Raw genomic sequence first — 16,218 nt, 5'->3', positions numbered from 1 at the left:
CCGCCACGGCCGGCCGCACCCCTCATTCCGCCGACGACTGAGGGCTCGGCAGCCGCAGCTCGAACAGCGCACCCCCGGACGGCGCCTCCCGCACCACGAGCGTGCCGCCGTGCCGCACCGCCACGTCCCGCGCGATGGCGAGGCCCAGACCGGCCCCGCCCTCGTCGCGGGTCCGCGCGTCGTCGAGCCGTACGAACCGCTCGAAGATCCGCTCCCGCTCACCCTCCGGCACGCCGCTGCCGTCATCGGCCACCTCAAGGACCGCCCAGGCCCCGTCGCTCCGGGTGGTGACCGTGACGCGGGAACGTGCGTGCCGCTGCGCGTTGTTCAGGAGGTTGCCCAGCACCCGCGCCAACTGGCCGCGCGACCCCGCGACTTCGGCGCTCTTCAGGTCCGCGTGCACCTCGACGTGGTCCCGGGTGCGCTGCGAGAGCTCCTCGCGGGCGAAGGCCGCCAGGTCGACCCGGCCCGCCCCCGGCTTCTCCCCCGCGTCGAGGCGGGCCAGGAGCAGCAGGTCGGCGGCGAGTTCCTGGAGCCGCACGGTGTCCTCGACGGCGCCGTCGACGTCCAGCAACTCCGGGTGCGCGGCACCGACTTCGAGCTGCGTGCGCAGCGAGGCGATGGGGCTGCGCAGCTCGTGCGAGGCGTCCGCCACGAACCGGCGCTGGCGCTCCACGGAGGTCTGCAGCGCGGTGAGCGTCTCGTTGGTGGTGCGGGCGAGGCGGGCGATCTCGTCGTGCGTGCCCGGCTCGGGCACGCGGCGCGCGAGGTCCTCCGACGCGGTGATCGCGGACATCTCCGCGGTGATCGCGGCCACCGGGCGCAGGGCGCGCCGCGTCACCAGCCAGGTGACGCCGGCGACGACCGCGAGGAGCAGCGGGAACCCGATGAGCATCGACGTCAACGCCGTGGACACGGCGCTCTGTTCGTCGGCGAGCGAGCTGCCCGCGTAGACGGTGAAGTCGCCCTTGGGCGAGCTGACCTCGACGGCCGCGAAGCGGTACTCGGCGCTCTCGCCGTCGATGGTGGCGGAGCCGTTGGTGTACTTCGTCTCGTCGTCGATCTCCCCGTCCTCGCGGTCCTCGTTGTCGCCGCCGTCCTCCTTCGCCCCCGCTCCCCCACGGCCGGGCTTCACCTGATCGACGCCCGTTCCGCTGATCCTCTGCAGGTCCTCACCGGCCGCGACCAGCCTGCCGTTGCCGTCGACGACCTGGACGGGCTGGTCATCGTCGTCCGGCAGCTCCAGGTCCCCCAACGACCGGACCGTCAGGAGCTGCGAGGCGACCTTGCGGGCGGCCGAGTCGGCCCGCGAGCCCGCCTGGTCGACGAGGTTGTCCCGCAGCGAGAGCAGCACGGCGGCGCCCGCCGCGACCAGGGCGAGGGCGACGACGAGGCTCGCGCCGAGCGTGGCCCTGGCCCGCACCGATCCGAACAGTCGGCTCGTCCTGCTCATCGCGGGGCCTCCAGACGGTATCCGGCGCCGCGCACGGTCGTGATGAGGGCCGCGCCGAGCTTGCGCCGCAGCGTGCTCACGTACACCTCGACGATGTTGGGGTCGCCCTCGTACGCGAAGTCCCAGACGTGGTCCAGGATGTCGCCCTTGGAGACGACCTCGCCGCTCCGCAGCACCAGCTGCTCCAGGACCGCGAACTCCTTCGCCGTGAGGGTGACTTCGTCGTCGCCGCGGAAGACGCGCCGCGCGGCCGTGTCGACCTTCAGCTCGCCCAGGGTGTGCACCGGGGAGGGGCCCGCGTTGCCGCGGCGGCGCAGCAGCGCCTTCACGCGGGCCACCAGCACGACGTACGAGAAGGGCTTGGTGAGGTAGTCGTCCGCGCCGGTGTCGAGGCCCTCGGCCTCGTCGTACTCGCCGTCCTTGGCCGTGAGCATCAGGATCGGCACGTCGTGTCCTGCGGCGCGCAGCGCGGAGCAGACGCGGTAGCCGTTCATGCCGGGCAGCATGATGTCGAGGATCACCAGGTCGTACGTGCCCTCGCTCGCCCGGTGCAGTCCGTCGACGCCGTCGTGGACGACGTCGACGGCGAAGCCCTCGGCGGTGAGGCCCTTGGCGAGCGACAGGGCCAGCCTTTTCTCGTCCTCGACGATCAAGAATCGAAAGGTGTGGCGCGTAGCGCCTCCGGCAGGGTGGTGGTGGGAGACGGGTGGGCGCATGCGTTCAGGGTGGCAGAGCGAAGCTGAAGAGTTCTTCAGGCGGCTTCAGCGTGCGTTCAGGATCGCTCCGCCAGATTGGTCCGTGTCGAAAGCGAACGGCGGCGGCCCCCGGGCCGCCGCCCGCACCGCCCACTTCTTCGGGAGGACCCTCATGAAGCGCAACATCGTCATCGCCACCGTCGCCGCCGCGGCCCTGATCGGAGGCGGCACCGCCGCCTTCGCGACCGGCGGTGAGGACGACGGCGCCGCGAGCAGGTCGAGCGTCCAGCTGAAGGACAACGACCGCAAGGACCAGGACGGCAGGGACCAGGACGGCAGGGACGACGACCGCGACGACGCCGCCGAGAACACCGCGGAGGCGAAGGCCGCCAAGGTGACCGCCGCCGACGCCATCGAGGCGGCCCTCGCGGACACGTCCGGCACCGCGGTCTCCGCCGAGCTCGACGACGAGGACGGCGGCCTGGTCTGGGACGTCGACATCCTGAACGGCAAGACCTGGCACAACGTCGAGGTCGACCCGGGCACGGGCAAGGTCCTCGGCTCCTGGGTCGACAAGGATGACAAGTCCGACAAGGAAGACGCCAAGGAGGACGCCACCGACGCCGCCCGCGTGAACTCCGCTCTGAAGGGCACCTCCGTCAGCGCCGCGGACGCCGCGAAGGCCGGCGCCGACAAGGGCACGGTGACCTCCGTGGACCTGGACGACGACGGCACGGCGACCGCCTGGAACGTGGAGACGACCGGCGCGAAGGGCGCCGAGTCCGAGTACAACGTCGACCTGAAGACCGGCAAGGTCACGGCCGACCGCACGGACACCCACGACCACGACGGCCAGGACGGTCAGGACCACGACGACGACGGCTCCGACGACTGACGACACTCGCGGCGAGGGCCGACTCTCGCCTCAGGGGCGGCGTGAAAGCGCCGCCCCCGCGGCATGTCTCAGCTCTCCGTGAGCCCCTCGACGAGTTCGTCCGCGGCCGTGTACGGGTCGAGCTCCCCCGCCACGATCCGCTCCGCGAGCGCGGACAGCCGCAGGTCGCCGTGGAGCGAGCCGATGCGCTCACGCAGGGCCGTGACGGCGATCGTCTCGACCTCGCGGGAGGCGCGGGCGACCCGGCGCTCGCCGAGGACCCCCCGCTCCTCCATCCACGCCCGGTGCTTCTCCAGCGCCTCGACGACCTCGTCGACGCCCTCGCCGCGCGCCGCGACCGTCTTCACGATGGGCGGGCGCCAGTCTCCGGGGCCGCGGGACTCGCCGAGGCCCAGCATGTGGTTCAGTTCGCGCGCGGTCGCGTCGGCGCCGTCGCGGTCCGCCTTGTTGACGACGTACACGTCGCCGATCTCCAGGATTCCGGCCTTCGCCGCCTGGATGCCGTCGCCCATGCCGGGCGCGAGGAGGACGACCGAGGTGTCCGCCTGGGAGGCGATCTCCACCTCGGACTGTCCGACGCCGACGGTCTCGACGAGGATCACGTCGCAGCCCGCGGCGTCCAGGACGCGGATGGCCTGCGGCGCGGCCCAGGCGAGCCCGCCGAGGTGACCGCGCGTGGCCATGGAGCGGATGTAGACGCCGGGGTCGGACGCGTGGTCGGACATCCGCACCCGGTCGCCGAGGAGCGCGCCTCCGGAGAAGGGGGACGACGGGTCGACGGCGAGGACGCCGACCCGCTTACCGGTACGCCGGTAGGCGCTCACGAGCGCGGACGTCGATGTCGACTTGCCGACACCGGGAGAGCCCGTGAGACCGACCACGTACGCGTGGCCGGCGAGCGGCGCCAGCGCCGCCATCACTTCACGCAGCTGCGGTGACGCCCCCTCGACCAGTGAGATCAGCCGGGCCACGGCCCGCGGCCTGCCCTCGCGGGCCTGCGCCACCAGGGAGGGGACGTCCTGCATCACAGCTCCGTTCACTACGTACGAGCACGTACATGGCACTGACGCACGTGCCCCGGGGAAAGCGGGGACAGTGGCCGGCCGGCGGCTAGGCCTTGGCCACCTTGACGATCAGGGCGTCGCCCTGACCGCCGCCACCGCACAGCGCGGCCGCACCCACGCCGCCGCCCCGGCGCTTCAGCTCCAGGGCGAGGTGCAGCACGAGCCGCGCGCCGGACATCCCGATCGGGTGACCCAGCGCAATGGCTCCGCCGTTGACGTTCACCTTTTCCGAGGACACCCCGAGGTCCTTCATTGACTGCACCGCGACGGCGGCGAAGGCCTCGTTGATCTCGATCAGATCGAGGTCCGAGACGTCGAGCCCCTCCTTCTTCAGGGCGTGCTGGATGGCGTTGGAGGGCTGCGACTGGAGCGAGCTGTCGGGCCCCGCCACGTTGCCGTGCGCGCCGATCTCGGCGATCCAGGCCAGGCCGAGCTCCTGCGCCTTGGCCTTGGACATCACCACGACGGCGGCGGCGCCGTCGGAGATCTGCGAGGACGTGCCCGCGGTGATCGTGCCGTCCTTGGCGAAGGCCGGGCGCAGCTTGCCGAGGGTCTCGACGGTGGTCTCGCCGCGGATGCCCTCGTCCTGGGCGAAGAGGACCGGGTCGCCCTTGCGCTGCGGGATCTCGACGGGGGTGATCTCGGCCTCGAACAGGCCGTTCTTCTGTGCGGCGGCGGCCCGCTGGTGGGACAGGGCGGCCACCTCGTCCTGCTCCGGGCGGCCGATGCCCAGGCGGCTGTTGTGCTTCTCCGTGGACTCGCCCATCGCGACACCGTCGAAGGAGTCGGTCAGGCCGTCGTGCGCCATGGAGTCGATCATTTCGATCGCGCCGTACTTGTGGCCCTCACGGGACTTGGGGAGCAGGTGCGGGGCGTTGGTCATGGACTCCTGACCGCCGGCCACCACGATGTCGAACTCGCCGGCGCGGATGAGCTGGTCGGCGAGTGCGATGGAGTCGAGGCCCGAGAGACAGACCTTGTTGATGGTCAGCGCGGGGACGTTCATGGGGATGCCCGCCTTGACGGCGGCCTGGCGTGCCGGGATCTGCCCTGCCCCGGCCGTCAGTACCTGGCCCATGATCACGTACTGGACCTGGTCGCCTCCGATGCCCGCGCGCTCCAGCGCGGCCTTGATCGCGAATCCCCCCAGATCCGCACCCGAGAAGGACTTCAGCGAGCCGAGGAGACGGCCCATGGGCGTGCGTGCGCCCGAGACGATCACTGAGGTGGTGCCGGTCGTTCCTGCCATGTGCGACGACCCCTTGGGAGGAGAGGAGTTAACGAGGGTTTATCTGAATGTACTGAGCAGTACCCCCGCCGTCACCGGGCGGCGACTGTGATCGCGCGCACGTTGCGTAATCACTGCATCAAGCGCTGCACTTGAAGCATGCTGACGCGAATCGATCACATCGGGATCGCCTGTTTCGACCTCGACAAGACCGTCGAGTTCTACCGCGCGACGTACGGATTCGAGGTGACCCACTCCGAGGTCAACGAAGAGCAGGGCGTGCGCGAGGCCATGCTGAAAATCAATGACACCGGTGATGGGGGCGCCTCCTACCTGCAGCTTCTGGAACCGACCCGCGACGACTCCGCGGTCGGCAAGTGGCTGGCCAAGAACGGCGAGGGCGTGCACCACATCGCCTTCGGCACCGCGGACGTCGACGGCGACGCCGCGGCCATCAAGGACAAGGGCGTACGCGTCCTCTACGACGAGCCCCGCATCGGCTCCATGGGCTCGCGCATCACCTTCCTGCACCCGAAGGACTGTCACGGAGTCCTGACGGAACTTGTCACTTCGGCACCCTCCGAGTCCCTGGAGCACTGACCTCCCCATATCCGGGCCGGTAGGGTGAGGGGCGGCCGTCCGAAGTCGGGGCGGCCACATGCCGGGGTCCGGGTTTCGGGGGACGAGCGTCGGGGCAGCAGCCCATGCTCTGCTGTTGATCTGACACCATTCCCCCGGGGGCCTCGTTCGGCGGATGGACGGGGCTCGTTGGAGAGACGTGCGACCAGGGTTGGGGTATCCCCTGCTCGACGAGCTTGGGGAAGGATGGGACCGCGCAGTGCGGGGCTACGAACGCCAAGAGAACTCGCGGGCTGAGACCGACAGTCTGTCGCGGTTCGAGGCCGAGATGGACCGGCTGAAGACCGAGCGGGAGAAGGCCGTCCAGCACGCCGAGGACCTCGGCTACCAGGTCGAGGTGTTGCGCGCCAAGCTGCACGAGGCGCGCCGCAACCTCGCGTCCCGCCCTGCCTACGACAGCGCGGACATCGGGTATCAGGCCGAGCAGTTGCTCCGCAATGCCCAGATCCAGGCCGAACAGCTGCGTGCCGACGCCGAGCGCGAGCTGCGGGAGGCCAGGGCGCAGACCCAGCGCATCCTTCAGGAGCACGCCGAGCAGCAGGCCCGGCTCCAGTCCGAGCTGCACACCGAGGCCGTGACGCGGCGCCAGCAGCTCGACCAGGAACTGAACGAGCGCCGGCAGACCGTCGAGTCGCACGTCAACGAGAACGTGGCGTGGGCCGAGCAGCTCAGGGCCCGCACCGAACAGCAGGCCCGCCGCCTCCTCGACGAGTCGCGCGCCGAGGCCGACCAGGCCCTGGCCGCCGCCCGCGCGGAGGCCGCCCGCGTCGCCGAGGAGGCCCGCCAGCGCCTCGCCGGTGACGCCGAGGCCGCCCGCGCCGAGGCCGAGGCCATCCTGCGCCGTGCCCGTACGGACGCCGAGCGCCTCCTGAACGCCGCGTCGACGCAGGCCCAGGAGGCCACCGACCACGCCGAGCAGCTGCGCTCCACGACGACGGCCGAGTCCGAGCAGGCGCGCCGCCAGGCCGCCGAGGCGAGCCGCGCCGCCGAGCAGCGGATGGCCGAGGCCGAGACGGCGCTGCGCGAGGCGCGCGCCGAGGCCGAGAAGGTGCTCGCCGAGGCCAAGGACACCGCGACCAAGCAGCTGCAGGCCGCCGAGGGCGCCAACGAACAGCGCACGCGCACCGCGAAGGAGCAGGTCGCCCGGCTGGTCGGCGAGGCCACCAAGGAGGCCGAAGCCGCCAGGTCCGAGGCCGAGCAGCTGGTCGCCGACGCCCGCGCGGAGGCCGAGAAGCTGATCGCGGACGCCGCGGAGAAGGCGCGCACGATCACCGCCGAGGAGACCGCGGGCCAGCTCGCGAAGGCCGCGCGGACCGCCGAGGAGGTCCTCGACAAGGCGTCCAAGGACGCCAAGGAGACCACGAAGGCCGCCACCGAGCAGGCCGAGCGGATCCGCTCCGAGGCGGAGGCCGAGGCGGACCGGCTGCGCGCGGAGGCGCACGACATCGCCGAGGAGCTCAAGGGCGCGGCGAAGGACGACACCAAGGAGTACCGCGCCAAGACCGTCGAGCTGCAGGAGGAGGCGCGCAGGCTGCGCGGCGAGGCCGAGCAGCTGCGGGCCGACGCGGCCTCCGAGGGCGACCGCATCCGCAGCGAGGCGCGGCGCGAGGCGGTCCAGCAGATCGAGGAGGCGGCCAAGTCCGCCGAGGAGCTCCTCGCCAAGGCGAAGGCCGACGCCGACGAGTTGCGTACGGCCGCGACCACCGAGAGCGAGCGGGTCCGCGCCGAGGCCGTCGAGCGGGCCACGACCCTGCGCACGCAGGCCGAGGAGACCCTGGAGCGCACCCGCGCGGAGGCCGAGCGGCACCGCGAGGAGGCCGCCGAGCAGGCCGAGGCCACGAAGTCGGAGGCCGAGGCGGCCGCGCGGGCGCTGCGCGAGGAGACCGAGCAGGCCATAGCGGCCCGCCAGGCCGAGGCCGCCGAAGAGCTGACGCGGCTGCACACGGAGGCCGAGGAGCGTCTGGCCGCCGCCGAGCAGGCGCTGACCGACGCCCGCGCGGAGGCCGAGCGCATCCGCAAGGAGACCGCGGACGAGACGGACCGGCTCCGTACGGAGTCCGCCGAGCGGATCCGCACGCTCCAGGCGCAGGCCGAGACGGAGGCGGAGCGGCTCCGCACGGAGGCCGCCGCCGACGCCTCACAGGCCCGCGCGGAGGGCGAGAACATCGCCGTACGCCTGCGTTCGGAGGCCGCCGCGGAGGCCGAGCGGCTCAAGACCGAGGCGCAGGAGTCCGCGGACCGGGTGCGCGCGGAGGCCGCCGCCGCCGCCGAGCGCGTGGGCGCGGAGGCCGCCGAGGAGCTGGCCGCCGCCCAGGAGGAGGCCGCGCGCCGCCGCCGCGAGGCCGAGGAGACGCTGGGCTCCGCCCGCGCGGAGGCCGACCAGGAGCGCGAGCGGGCCCGCGAGCAGAGCGAGGAGCTCCTCGCCTCCGCCCGCAAGCGCGTCGAGGAGGCGCAGGCCGAGGCGGTCCGTCTGGTCGAGGAGGCCGACCGCCGCGCGACCGAGATGGTCTCGGCCGCCGAGCAGCACGCCCAGTCCGTACGGGACTCCGTCGCCGGTCTGCACGAGGCGGCGCAGGACGAGATCGCGGGTCTGCGTTCGGCCGCGGAGCACGCCGCCGAGCGCACGCGGACGGAGGCGCAGGAGGAGGCCGACCGCGTCCGTTCCGACGCCTACGCGGAGCGGGAGCGCGCCACCGAGGACGCCAACCGCACCCGGCGTGAGGCGACGGAGGCGTCGGAGGCCGCGAAGGCCCTCGCCGAGCGCACGGTTTCGGACGCCATCGCGGAGGCCGAGCGGATGCGTTCGGACGCCTCGGAGCACGCCCAGCGGGTGCGCACGGAGGCGTCGGACACCATCGCGCAGGCCGAGCAGGACGCGTCCCGTACGCGTGCCGATGCCCGCGAGGACGCCAACCGCATCCGCAACGACGCCGCGAGCCAGGCCGACCTGCTGATCGGCGAGGCCCGCAGTGAGGCCGAGAAGCTGCAGTCCGACACGGTCGCGGAGGCCGAGCGGGTCCGCACGGAGGCGGTGGAGCAGGCGGAGCGGCTGCGTGCCGAGTCCACCGCGGAGGCCGAGCGCCTCAAGGCCGAGACGACGACCGAGGCGGAGCGGGTCCGCGCGGAGTCGGTGGCGAAGGCCGAGAAGCTCATCTCGGACGCGTCGGGCGACGCGGAGCGGCTGCGTGCCGAGGCCGCGGAGACGGTCAACTCCGCGCAGCAGCACTCCGAGCGGATCCGCAGCGAGTCCGAGCGGGTCAAGGCGGAGGCGGCGCGGGAGGCCGAGCGGCTCACGTCCGAGGCGCGCGAGGAGGCGGAGCGGACCCTCGACGAGGCCCGCCAGGCCGCCAACAAGCGCCGTCAGGAAGCGGCCGAGCAGGTCGACACGCTCATCACGGAGGCGGCCGCCGAGGCGGAGAAGCTGACGGCGGACGCGCAGGAGAAGGCCCTCAAGGCGACGACGGACGCCGAGGCGCAGGCCGACACGATGGTGGGCGCGGCCCGCAAGGAGGCCGAGCGGCTGGTCGCCGCGGCGACGATCGAGGGCAACTCGCTGGTGGAGAAGGCCCGTACGGACGCGGACGAGCTGCTGGTCGGCGCGCGGGGGGACGCGACCGCCATAAGGGAGCGCTCGGAGGAGCAGCGCGACCGTCTGACGGCCGAGATCGAGGAGCTGCACGAGCGGGCCCGCCGCGAGTCCGCGGAGGCGATGAAGTCCGCGGGCGAGCGGTGCGACGCACTTGTCAAGGCCGCGGAGGAGCAGCTGGCCGAGGCCGAGGCGAAGGCCAAGGAGCTCGTCTCCGACGCCAACTCCGAGGCGAGCAAGGTCCGTATCTCCGCCGTGAAGAAGGCCGAGGGTCTCCTGAAGGAGGCCGAGGCGAAGAAGAGCGAGCTGACGCGCGAGGCGGAGCGCATCAAGGCCGAGGCCGAGGCCGAGGCGACGCGCATGGTCGAGGAGGGCAAGCACGAGCTGGAGGTGCTGGTCCGCCGTCGGGAGGACATCAATGCGGAAATCTCCCGTGTCCAGGACGTGCTGGAGGCGTTGGAGTCTTTCGAGGCCCCGTCGGGCGGTGCGAAGACCGGGCCTGGCAGCGGCTCGGCGGCGGGTGGCGTCAAAGCCGGAGCCACGGCAGGGTCTACACGTTCGAGTGGCAAGCAGTCGGATGGGTAGCCAAGGAGCATCGCCCGTGCTCTGAAAGGACCTTTGACCCTGTCCCTGGCAAGCGCTCCTGCGGTTGACCACTCAAAAGGGGTGTCATTCTCCAGATCAAACGGGCATCTGCTCGATGACACGCCGCTTGGGCCCCTAGGATTCCCTCTATCACCTCACCGGTCTCATTCGACAGGAACCCCATGAGCGACACTTCCCCCTACGGCTTCGAGCTTGTGCGGCGTGGGTACGACCGCGCTCAGGTGGACGAACGTATCTCCAAGCTCGTCTCCGACCGTGACAGCGCTCTTGCCCGTATCACTGCTCTGGAAAAGCGCATCGAGGAACTGCATCTCGAGACGCAGAACGCCCAGGCCCAGGTTGCCGACGCCGAGCCGTCGTACGCCGGTCTCGGTGCCCGCGTCGAGAAGATCCTCCGCCTCGCCGAGGAGGAGGCGAAGGACCTGCGCGAGGAGGCCCGGCGCGCCGCCGAGCAGCACCGCGAGCTCGCCGAGTCCGCGGCCCAGCAGGTGCGCAACGACGCCGAGTCGTTCGCGGCCGAGCGCAAGGCCAAGGCCGAGGACGAGGGCGTCCGGATCGTCGAGAAGGCCAAGGGCGAGGCGAGCGCGCTGCGGGCCGAGGCCCAGAAGGACGCGCAGTCCAAGCGTGAGGAGGCCGACGCCCTCTTCGAGGAGACCCGCGCCAAGGCCGCTCAGGCCGCCGCGGACTTCGAGACGAACCTCGCCAAGCGCCGTGAGCAGTCCGAGCGCGATCTGGCTTCGCGTCAGGCCAAGGCGGAGAAGCGCCTCGCGGAGATCGAGCACCGCGCGGAGCAGCTGCGTCTCGAGGCGGAGAAGCTGCGTACGGACGCGGAGCGTCGCGCCCGTCAGACGGTGGAGACCGCGCAGCGCCAGGCCGAGGACATCGTGGCCGACGCGAACGCGAAGGCGGACCGTATCCGTTCGGAGTCCGAGCGCGAGCTCGCCGCTCTGACGAACCGTCGCGACTCCATCAACGCGCAGCTGACGAACGTGCGCGAGATGCTGGCGACGCTGACGGGTGCGGCGGTGGCTGCCGCCGGGACGCCCGCCGAGGACGAGCCGATCTCCCGTGGAGTGCCCGCGCAGCAGACCCGCTGAAGCGCTCCGTCAGGACAGCGAAGCCCCCCGCCACCCGAGTGGCAGGGGGCTTTGTCCCGTTTTAGCGTTGCTGCATGATCGAGCTCGAGGGGCTGACCAAGCGGTACGGCGAGAAGGTGGCCGTCAACAACCTGACCTTCACCGTCCGGCCCGGCATGGTCACCGGCTTTCTCGGGCCGAACGGCGCGGGGAAGTCCACCACCATGCGCATGCTGCTCGGCCTCGACAACCCGTCGGCCGGGTCCGTCCGCATCGACGGCCTGCACTACGCGCAGCTGAAGGATCCCCTCAAGTACATCGGTGCCCTGCTCGACGCCAAGGCGATGCACGGCGGCCGCAGCGCCTTCAACCACCTCCTCTGCCTCGCGCAGAGCAACGGCATCCCGCGCGCCCGCGTCACCGAGGTCCTGGACACCGTCGGTCTGACCGCCGTCGCGAAGAAGAAGGCCAAGGGGTTCTCGCTCGGCATGGGCCAGCGCCTCGGCATCGCGGGGGCGCTCCTCGGCGACCCCGAGATCCTGATGTTCGACGAGCCCGTCAACGGCCTCGACCCCGAGGGCATCCACTGGATCAGGAACCTGATGAAGTCCCTCGCCGCGCAAGGGCGTACGGTCTTCGTCTCCTCGCACCTCATGAGCGAGATGGCGCTCACCGCCGACCACCTCGTCGTCATCGGGCAGGGCCGCCTCCTCGCCGACACGTCGATGTCCGACTTCATCCGGCAGAACTCACGGTCGTTCGTCAGACTCCGCTCCCCGCAGCGCGAACGCCTCCTCGACGTCCTGCACGAGGCGGGCATCACCGCGGTCGAGGCGGGCAACGGCACCCTCGAAGTGGACGGGACGCCGGCGGAGGAGCTCGGCGAGCTCGCCGCGAGCCGTCAGCTGGTCCTCCATGAACTGAGTCCCCAGCAGGCCTCCCTGGAAGAAGCCTTCATGCAGCTCACCGCTGAGTCGGTCGAGTACCACGCCCACACGGACGGCGGAGCGGCAGGGCCGCCGCCCGGTGGCTGGGGCCAAGGCTGGCAGCAGCAGCGGAAGGGGGCCTGAGCGATGGCCGCGGCACACGTGCTGAAATCGGAGTGGACCAAGATCCGCTCGGTCTCCTCGACCGTCTGGACGCTCGGCCTCGCGTTCGTCGTCACGATCGCGCTCGGCATGTTGATCAGCATCCTGTCCAAGAACGACTACGACAGCCTCGACGCCAAGGACCGGCTGACCTTCGACCCGACGTACATCAGCTTCGCCGGGATGTCCCTCGGCCAGCTCGCGATGATCGTCTTCGGGGTGCTCGTCGTCGCGAACGAGTACAGCACCGGCATGATCCGCACCTCGCTCGCGGCGGTCCCGCAGCGCGCCACGTTCCTGTTCGGCAAGATCACCGTCGCGACGCTGCTCGCGTTCGCGGTGGGCCTGGCCACCAGCTTCGTCACGTTCTTCGTGGGCCAGGCGGCGCTCGGCCCGTACAAGGCGCAGATCGGCGACCCCGGCGTGCTGCGCGCCATCATCGGCGGCGCGCTCTACATGGCCCTCATCGCGATGTTCTCGATGGGCGTCGCGGCGATGCTGCGCAGCCCGATGCTCTCCCTCGGCATCCTGATGCCGTTCTTCTTCCTGATCTCCAGCATCCTCGGCAACGTCTCGGCGACGGAGAAGATCGGCCGCTTCCTGCCCGACCAGGCCGGGAGCAAGATCATGCAGGTCAAGTCGCCGTTCGACGACGACACCCCGTACGGGCCGTGGGGCGGTCTCGCGATCATGGTGATGTGGGTGGTGCTCGCGCTGCTCGGTGGGTACGTACTGCTGAAGAAGCGGGACGCGTAGCGGTACTCCAGGGGGGCGTGTGACGGCACAGGACCGCGGACTCGCGGCGCTCGGACTCGACGGCGTGCCCGCGCTGCAGCCCCTCACCTACCCGGGGCTGCCCGTCACCGCGCCCGCCCTGCTGACCGGGACCGAGCTGCTGCCGCTGCACGCGCGCCCGGGCGGGCTCGGCACCTGGACCGTCGACGGGACGGGCCGCGGGCCCCGGCGCACCCTGGACGACGTCCTCGACACCCTCGGGCAGGTACCCGTCGCCGGACGTCACCCCGTGCTCGCCGTCGGCTCGAACGCCTCCCCCGGCCAGCTCGCCCACAAGCTCGGCAGGCTCGGCATCCCCGGCACCGTACCGATGGTGCCCGTGCGGCTGAGCGGCCTCGGCGTGGGCTGCTCGGCACACATCGGCCGGGCCGGATACGTGGCGGCCGCGCCCTACGCACGCGCCGGAGAACAGCGCACGCTCGTCGTCTCGTGGCTCGACCCCGCGCAGCTGCCCGCGGTCGACGCCACCGAGCTCCCCAACTACCGGCGCGTCCGGCTGTCCGGGGACGCGTACGGAATGACCCTGCCGTCCGGCGACCGGCTCACCGGCGCCTCCGTCTACGTCAGCGCGCGCGGCGTCCTCGCCGACCCGCTCACCGGACTGCCGCGACCCGGCGGAGGTGACCAGGCGGCGCTACTGGACGCCCTGCTCGACGCGTCCACGCCGCTGCGCGAGCTGCTCGGCCCGGACGCCGCCACCTGGGTGCGCAGAGCGGCCGCCGACCCGGAGCTGCGCGCGCGGGGCACCCTGCTCTTCGCGGAGGAGGGCTGGGTGCTGCCCTGGACGGAGCTACCCCACCCGTCCGTGTGAAGCGCCGGTTTTACTTGCTCTTGGCTGGAACCGTCAGCTCACCGTTATCCTCCTAACCCTTACGGGGGCGTGTGCCCCGACGTCCTGAACCATTCGATGGGTGCGGAGAATGATCGAGGCAGTCGGCCTGACGAAGCGCTACGGCGCCAAGACAGCCGTGTACAACCTTTCCTTCCAGGTGCGGCCCGGAACCGTCACCGGCTTCCTCGGGCCGAACGGCTCCGGCAAGTCGACGACGATGCGCATGATCCTGGGGCTCGACGCGCCCACCAGCGGGCAGGTGACGATCGGCGGCTATCCGTACCGCAAGCTGCCGAACGCGCCGCGCCAGGTCGGCGCGCTCCTCGACGCCAAGGCCGTCCACGGCGGCCGGCACGCGCGCAACCACCTGCTCTGCCTCGCGCAGCTCTCCGGCATCCCGGCCCGCCGGGTCGACGAGGTGCTCGGCGTCGTGGGCCTGCAGGACGTGGCGAAGAAGCGCTCCAAGGGCTTCTCGCTCGGCATGGGCCAGCGCCTCGGCATCGCGGCGGCGCTCCTCGGCGACCCGCAGGTGCTGCTCTTCGACGAGCCGGTCAACGGCCTCGACCCCGAGGGCATCCTCTGGGTCCGCAACCTGATGAAGTCGCTCGCGGCGGAGGGGCGCACGGTCTTCGTGTCGTCCCACCTGATGAGCGAGATGGCCCTCACCGCCGAGCACCTGATCGTGATCGGCCGCGGCCAGCTGCTCGCCGACATGAGCGTCAGGGACTTCATCTCGCACAACTCCGCGGACTTCGCGCGGGTGCGGACGCCGGACGGCGAGACCGCGGGGCGCGAGAAGCTGACGGCCGCGCTGACCGAGGCGGGCGGCCAGGTGCTGCCCGAGCAGGACGGCGCGCTCCGTGTCACGGGCCTGCCGCTCCCCCGCATCAGCGACCTCGCGCACGGCGCGGACGTCCGCCTGTGGGAGCTCTCCCCGCACCAGGCCTCGCTGGAAGAGGCGTACATGCGGATGACGCAGGGCGCCGTCGACTACCGCTCCACGGTCGACCAGCGCGCCGGGTTCCAGCAGGAGATGCCGCCCGGCGCCCTGCCGCCCGGCCAGCAGCCGCCGGTGCCCGGCCAGGGCCAGCCCGGCTGGTACGCCCCGCCGCCGCCCCAGCCGGGCGGTCAGCCCTTCGCGATGCCGCAGCCGCAGGGCGCGCCCGGGACGCCGAACCCCTATGCCGCCGCGCCCCAGCAGCAGGCCCCGGCAGCGGCGCCCGCGGCCCCTGCCGCCGCGCCCGCGCCTGCCCCCGCCCCCGACATGACCAAGCGCGACAGCGAGGACCAGCGATGACCACGCCTCCGACTCCGCAGCAGCAGCCGCAGGCGCAGCCCCAGCAGGCGTACGCACAGGCGGGCGCCCCGATGCAGGGAGCTCCGATGCAGGGAGCCCCCGCGGCTCCCGCGCCCGCCGCCCCCGCGCCGCCCTCCGCCTGGCAGCAGGCGATGGCGAACGCCTACACCTCGCCGATCCCGGTCAAGAAGACCCACCTCGGCAACGCCCTCTCCTCGGAGTGGACGAAGATCAAGTCGGTCCGCTCCACGATGTGGACCCTCGGCATCTTCCTGCTCCTCGTCGTCGGCATCGGCCTGCTCGCCGTGGCCAACACCGACCCGGTCGACTACGCGGACATGCCGTTCACGGTCCCGGCCTTCTTCGGCCTGATGCTGGGCCAGATCTGCCTGATCACGCTGGGCGTGCTCGTCACCTCGTCCGAGTACGGCACGGGCATGATCCGTACGACGTTCACCGCGTCGCCGCAGCGCCACCGCGTCCTCACCGCGAAGATCCTGATCTTCTTCGTGGTCGCCTTCGTGGTGTCCGCCGGATCCATCCTTCTGGTGGGCCTCGCGGCGTCGGCCGCCAACAGCGGCCCGGAGGCGGGCGACCTCCCCTGGGCGGGGACGGTCTTCAAGGGCGGCCTGTACGTCTCGCTGCTCGGTGTGCTCGCGCTCGCCGTCGGCTCGATGCTGCGGCACTCCGCGGGCGCCATCACGGCGATGCTCGGCGTGGTGCTGCTGCCCGCGATCCTGGGCGGGTTCCTGATGATCTGGGAGAGCACCCAGCCGCTCGGCGAGAAGATGAACGACTACAACGCCATCACGGCCCTCGCCAAGATCTTCGGCGCGGACGACACGGGCGCCAGCGGCGGCTCGCAGCTGACGCTGCTCGTCGTCATCACCCTGGTCGCCGTCGCCGGCGCGTTCGCGCTCCTGGAGAAGCGCGACGTATAGCCGTACGGGAAAGAGGCGAGCCG

13 protein-coding genes are annotated in these 16,218 nt (G+C 71.9%); 9 read left to right on the top strand and 4 right to left on the bottom strand.

Features of this window, described 5'->3' with window-relative positions; genetic code table 11:
• Positions 1 to 22: 22 nt before the first annotated feature.
• Positions 23 to 1,453, bottom strand: coding sequence for a sensor histidine kinase (locus AC07DO_RS23785; RefSeq protein WP_479062354.1), 1,431 nt, complete (start codon positions 1,451 to 1,453; stop codon positions 23 to 25).
• Positions 1,450 to 2,169 carry a response regulator transcription factor gene (locus tag AC07DO_RS23780; protein ID WP_479062352.1) on the bottom strand — a complete coding sequence of 240 codons (720 nt, stop codon included), beginning with the start codon at positions 2,167 to 2,169 and terminating at the stop codon, positions 1,450 to 1,452. The genes AC07DO_RS23785 and AC07DO_RS23780 overlap by 4 nt, the downstream gene beginning before the upstream one ends.
• A 151-nt stretch (positions 2,170 to 2,320) precedes the next feature.
• On the opposite strand from AC07DO_RS23780, the gene AC07DO_RS23775 reads away from it, so the two are divergent.
• The gene (locus tag AC07DO_RS23775) at positions 2,321 to 3,043 is read left to right on the top strand and encodes a PepSY domain-containing protein (protein WP_479062499.1); all 723 of its coding nucleotides are present in this window, start codon (positions 2,321 to 2,323) and stop codon (positions 3,041 to 3,043) included.
• A gap of 68 nt (positions 3,044 to 3,111) precedes the next feature.
• Here the strand turns inward: AC07DO_RS23775 and meaB are convergent, their stop codons facing one another.
• Both meaB and AC07DO_RS23765 read right to left on the bottom strand, forming a co-directional pair.
• A complete protein-coding gene (meaB, locus tag AC07DO_RS23770; protein WP_479062349.1) occupies positions 3,112 to 4,068 on the bottom strand; it encodes a methylmalonyl Co-A mutase-associated GTPase MeaB in 957 nt (318 codons plus the stop codon).
• Between the two features lie 85 nt (positions 4,069 to 4,153).
• Positions 4,154 to 5,356 carry an acetyl-CoA C-acetyltransferase gene (locus AC07DO_RS23765; RefSeq protein ID WP_479062348.1) on the bottom strand — a complete coding sequence of 401 codons (1,203 nt, stop codon included), beginning with the start codon at positions 5,354 to 5,356 and terminating at the stop codon, positions 4,154 to 4,156.
• A 138-nt stretch (positions 5,357 to 5,494) separates the two neighbouring features.
• On the opposite strand from AC07DO_RS23765, the gene mce reads away from it, so the two are divergent.
• The 8 genes from mce to AC07DO_RS23725 all read left to right on the top strand — a co-directional run bounded on the left by mce (position 5,495) and on the right by AC07DO_RS23725 (position 16,195).
• Entirely contained in the window at positions 5,495 to 5,935 is a 441-nt protein-coding gene (gene mce, locus AC07DO_RS23760; RefSeq protein WP_479062346.1) for a methylmalonyl-CoA epimerase, read from the top strand.
• A 238-nt stretch (positions 5,936 to 6,173) separates the two neighbouring features.
• Positions 6,174 to 10,145: a polarized growth protein Scy gene (gene scy, locus AC07DO_RS23755; RefSeq protein WP_479062345.1), complete on the top strand. Its 3,972-nt coding sequence runs from the start codon at positions 6,174 to 6,176 to the stop codon at positions 10,143 to 10,145.
• 182 nt (positions 10,146 to 10,327) lie between these two features.
• Positions 10,328 to 11,263, top strand: a complete 936-nt coding sequence (locus AC07DO_RS23750) for a coiled-coil domain-containing protein (RefSeq protein ID WP_055700062.1) — start codon at positions 10,328 to 10,330, stop codon at positions 11,261 to 11,263.
• Between the two features lie 74 nt (positions 11,264 to 11,337).
• Positions 11,338 to 12,312: an ABC transporter ATP-binding protein gene (locus AC07DO_RS23745; protein ID WP_479062343.1), complete on the top strand. Its 975-nt coding sequence runs from the start codon at positions 11,338 to 11,340 to the stop codon at positions 12,310 to 12,312.
• A 3-nt stretch (positions 12,313 to 12,315) separates the two neighbouring features.
• Positions 12,316 to 13,086 carry an ABC transporter permease gene (locus AC07DO_RS23740; RefSeq protein ID WP_479062341.1) on the top strand — a complete coding sequence of 257 codons (771 nt, stop codon included), beginning with the start codon at positions 12,316 to 12,318 and terminating at the stop codon, positions 13,084 to 13,086.
• Positions 13,087 to 13,105: 19 nt separating this feature from the next.
• Positions 13,106 to 13,936: a hypothetical protein gene (locus tag AC07DO_RS23735; protein WP_479062339.1), complete on the top strand. Its 831-nt coding sequence runs from the start codon at positions 13,106 to 13,108 to the stop codon at positions 13,934 to 13,936.
• Between the two features lie 109 nt (positions 13,937 to 14,045).
• Positions 14,046 to 15,254, top strand: coding sequence for an ABC transporter ATP-binding protein (locus tag AC07DO_RS23730; protein ID WP_479062338.1), 1,209 nt, complete (start codon positions 14,046 to 14,048; stop codon positions 15,252 to 15,254).
• Positions 15,255 to 15,325: 71 nt separating this feature from the next.
• Positions 15,326 to 16,195, top strand: a complete 870-nt coding sequence (locus AC07DO_RS23725) for an ABC transporter permease (protein ID WP_479062498.1) — start codon at positions 15,326 to 15,328, stop codon at positions 16,193 to 16,195.
• Positions 16,196 to 16,218 lie beyond the last annotated feature (23 nt).

Source organism: Streptomyces sp. NPDC045678, assembly GCF_056432085.1.
This window is presented reverse-complemented; position numbering and strand designations above follow the sequence as displayed.

Coding starts and splice junctions, on each gene's coding strand:
- AC07DO_RS23780 (WP_479062352.1), bottom strand. CDS start 2,169: ATGCGCCCACCCGTCTCCCACCACCACCCTGCCGGAGGCGCTACGCGC.
- AC07DO_RS23745 (WP_479062343.1), top strand. CDS start 11,338: ATGATCGAGCTCGAGGGGCTGACCAAGCGGTACGGCGAGAAGGTGGCC.
- AC07DO_RS23750 (WP_055700062.1), top strand. CDS start 10,328: ATGAGCGACACTTCCCCCTACGGCTTCGAGCTTGTGCGGCGTGGGTAC.
- AC07DO_RS23785 (WP_479062354.1), bottom strand. CDS start 1,453: ATGAGCAGGACGAGCCGACTGTTCGGATCGGTGCGGGCCAGGGCCACG.
- AC07DO_RS23765 (WP_479062348.1), bottom strand. CDS start 5,356: ATGGCAGGAACGACCGGCACCACCTCAGTGATCGTCTCGGGCGCACGC.
- AC07DO_RS23725 (WP_479062498.1), top strand. CDS start 15,326: ATGCAGGGAGCTCCGATGCAGGGAGCCCCCGCGGCTCCCGCGCCCGCC.
- meaB (WP_479062349.1), bottom strand. CDS start 4,068: ATGCAGGACGTCCCCTCCCTGGTGGCGCAGGCCCGCGAGGGCAGGCCG.
- AC07DO_RS23740 (WP_479062341.1), top strand. CDS start 12,316: ATGGCCGCGGCACACGTGCTGAAATCGGAGTGGACCAAGATCCGCTCG.
- AC07DO_RS23775 (WP_479062499.1), top strand. CDS start 2,321: ATGAAGCGCAACATCGTCATCGCCACCGTCGCCGCCGCGGCCCTGATC.
- mce (WP_479062346.1), top strand. CDS start 5,495: ATGCTGACGCGAATCGATCACATCGGGATCGCCTGTTTCGACCTCGAC.
- AC07DO_RS23730 (WP_479062338.1), top strand. CDS start 14,046: ATGATCGAGGCAGTCGGCCTGACGAAGCGCTACGGCGCCAAGACAGCC.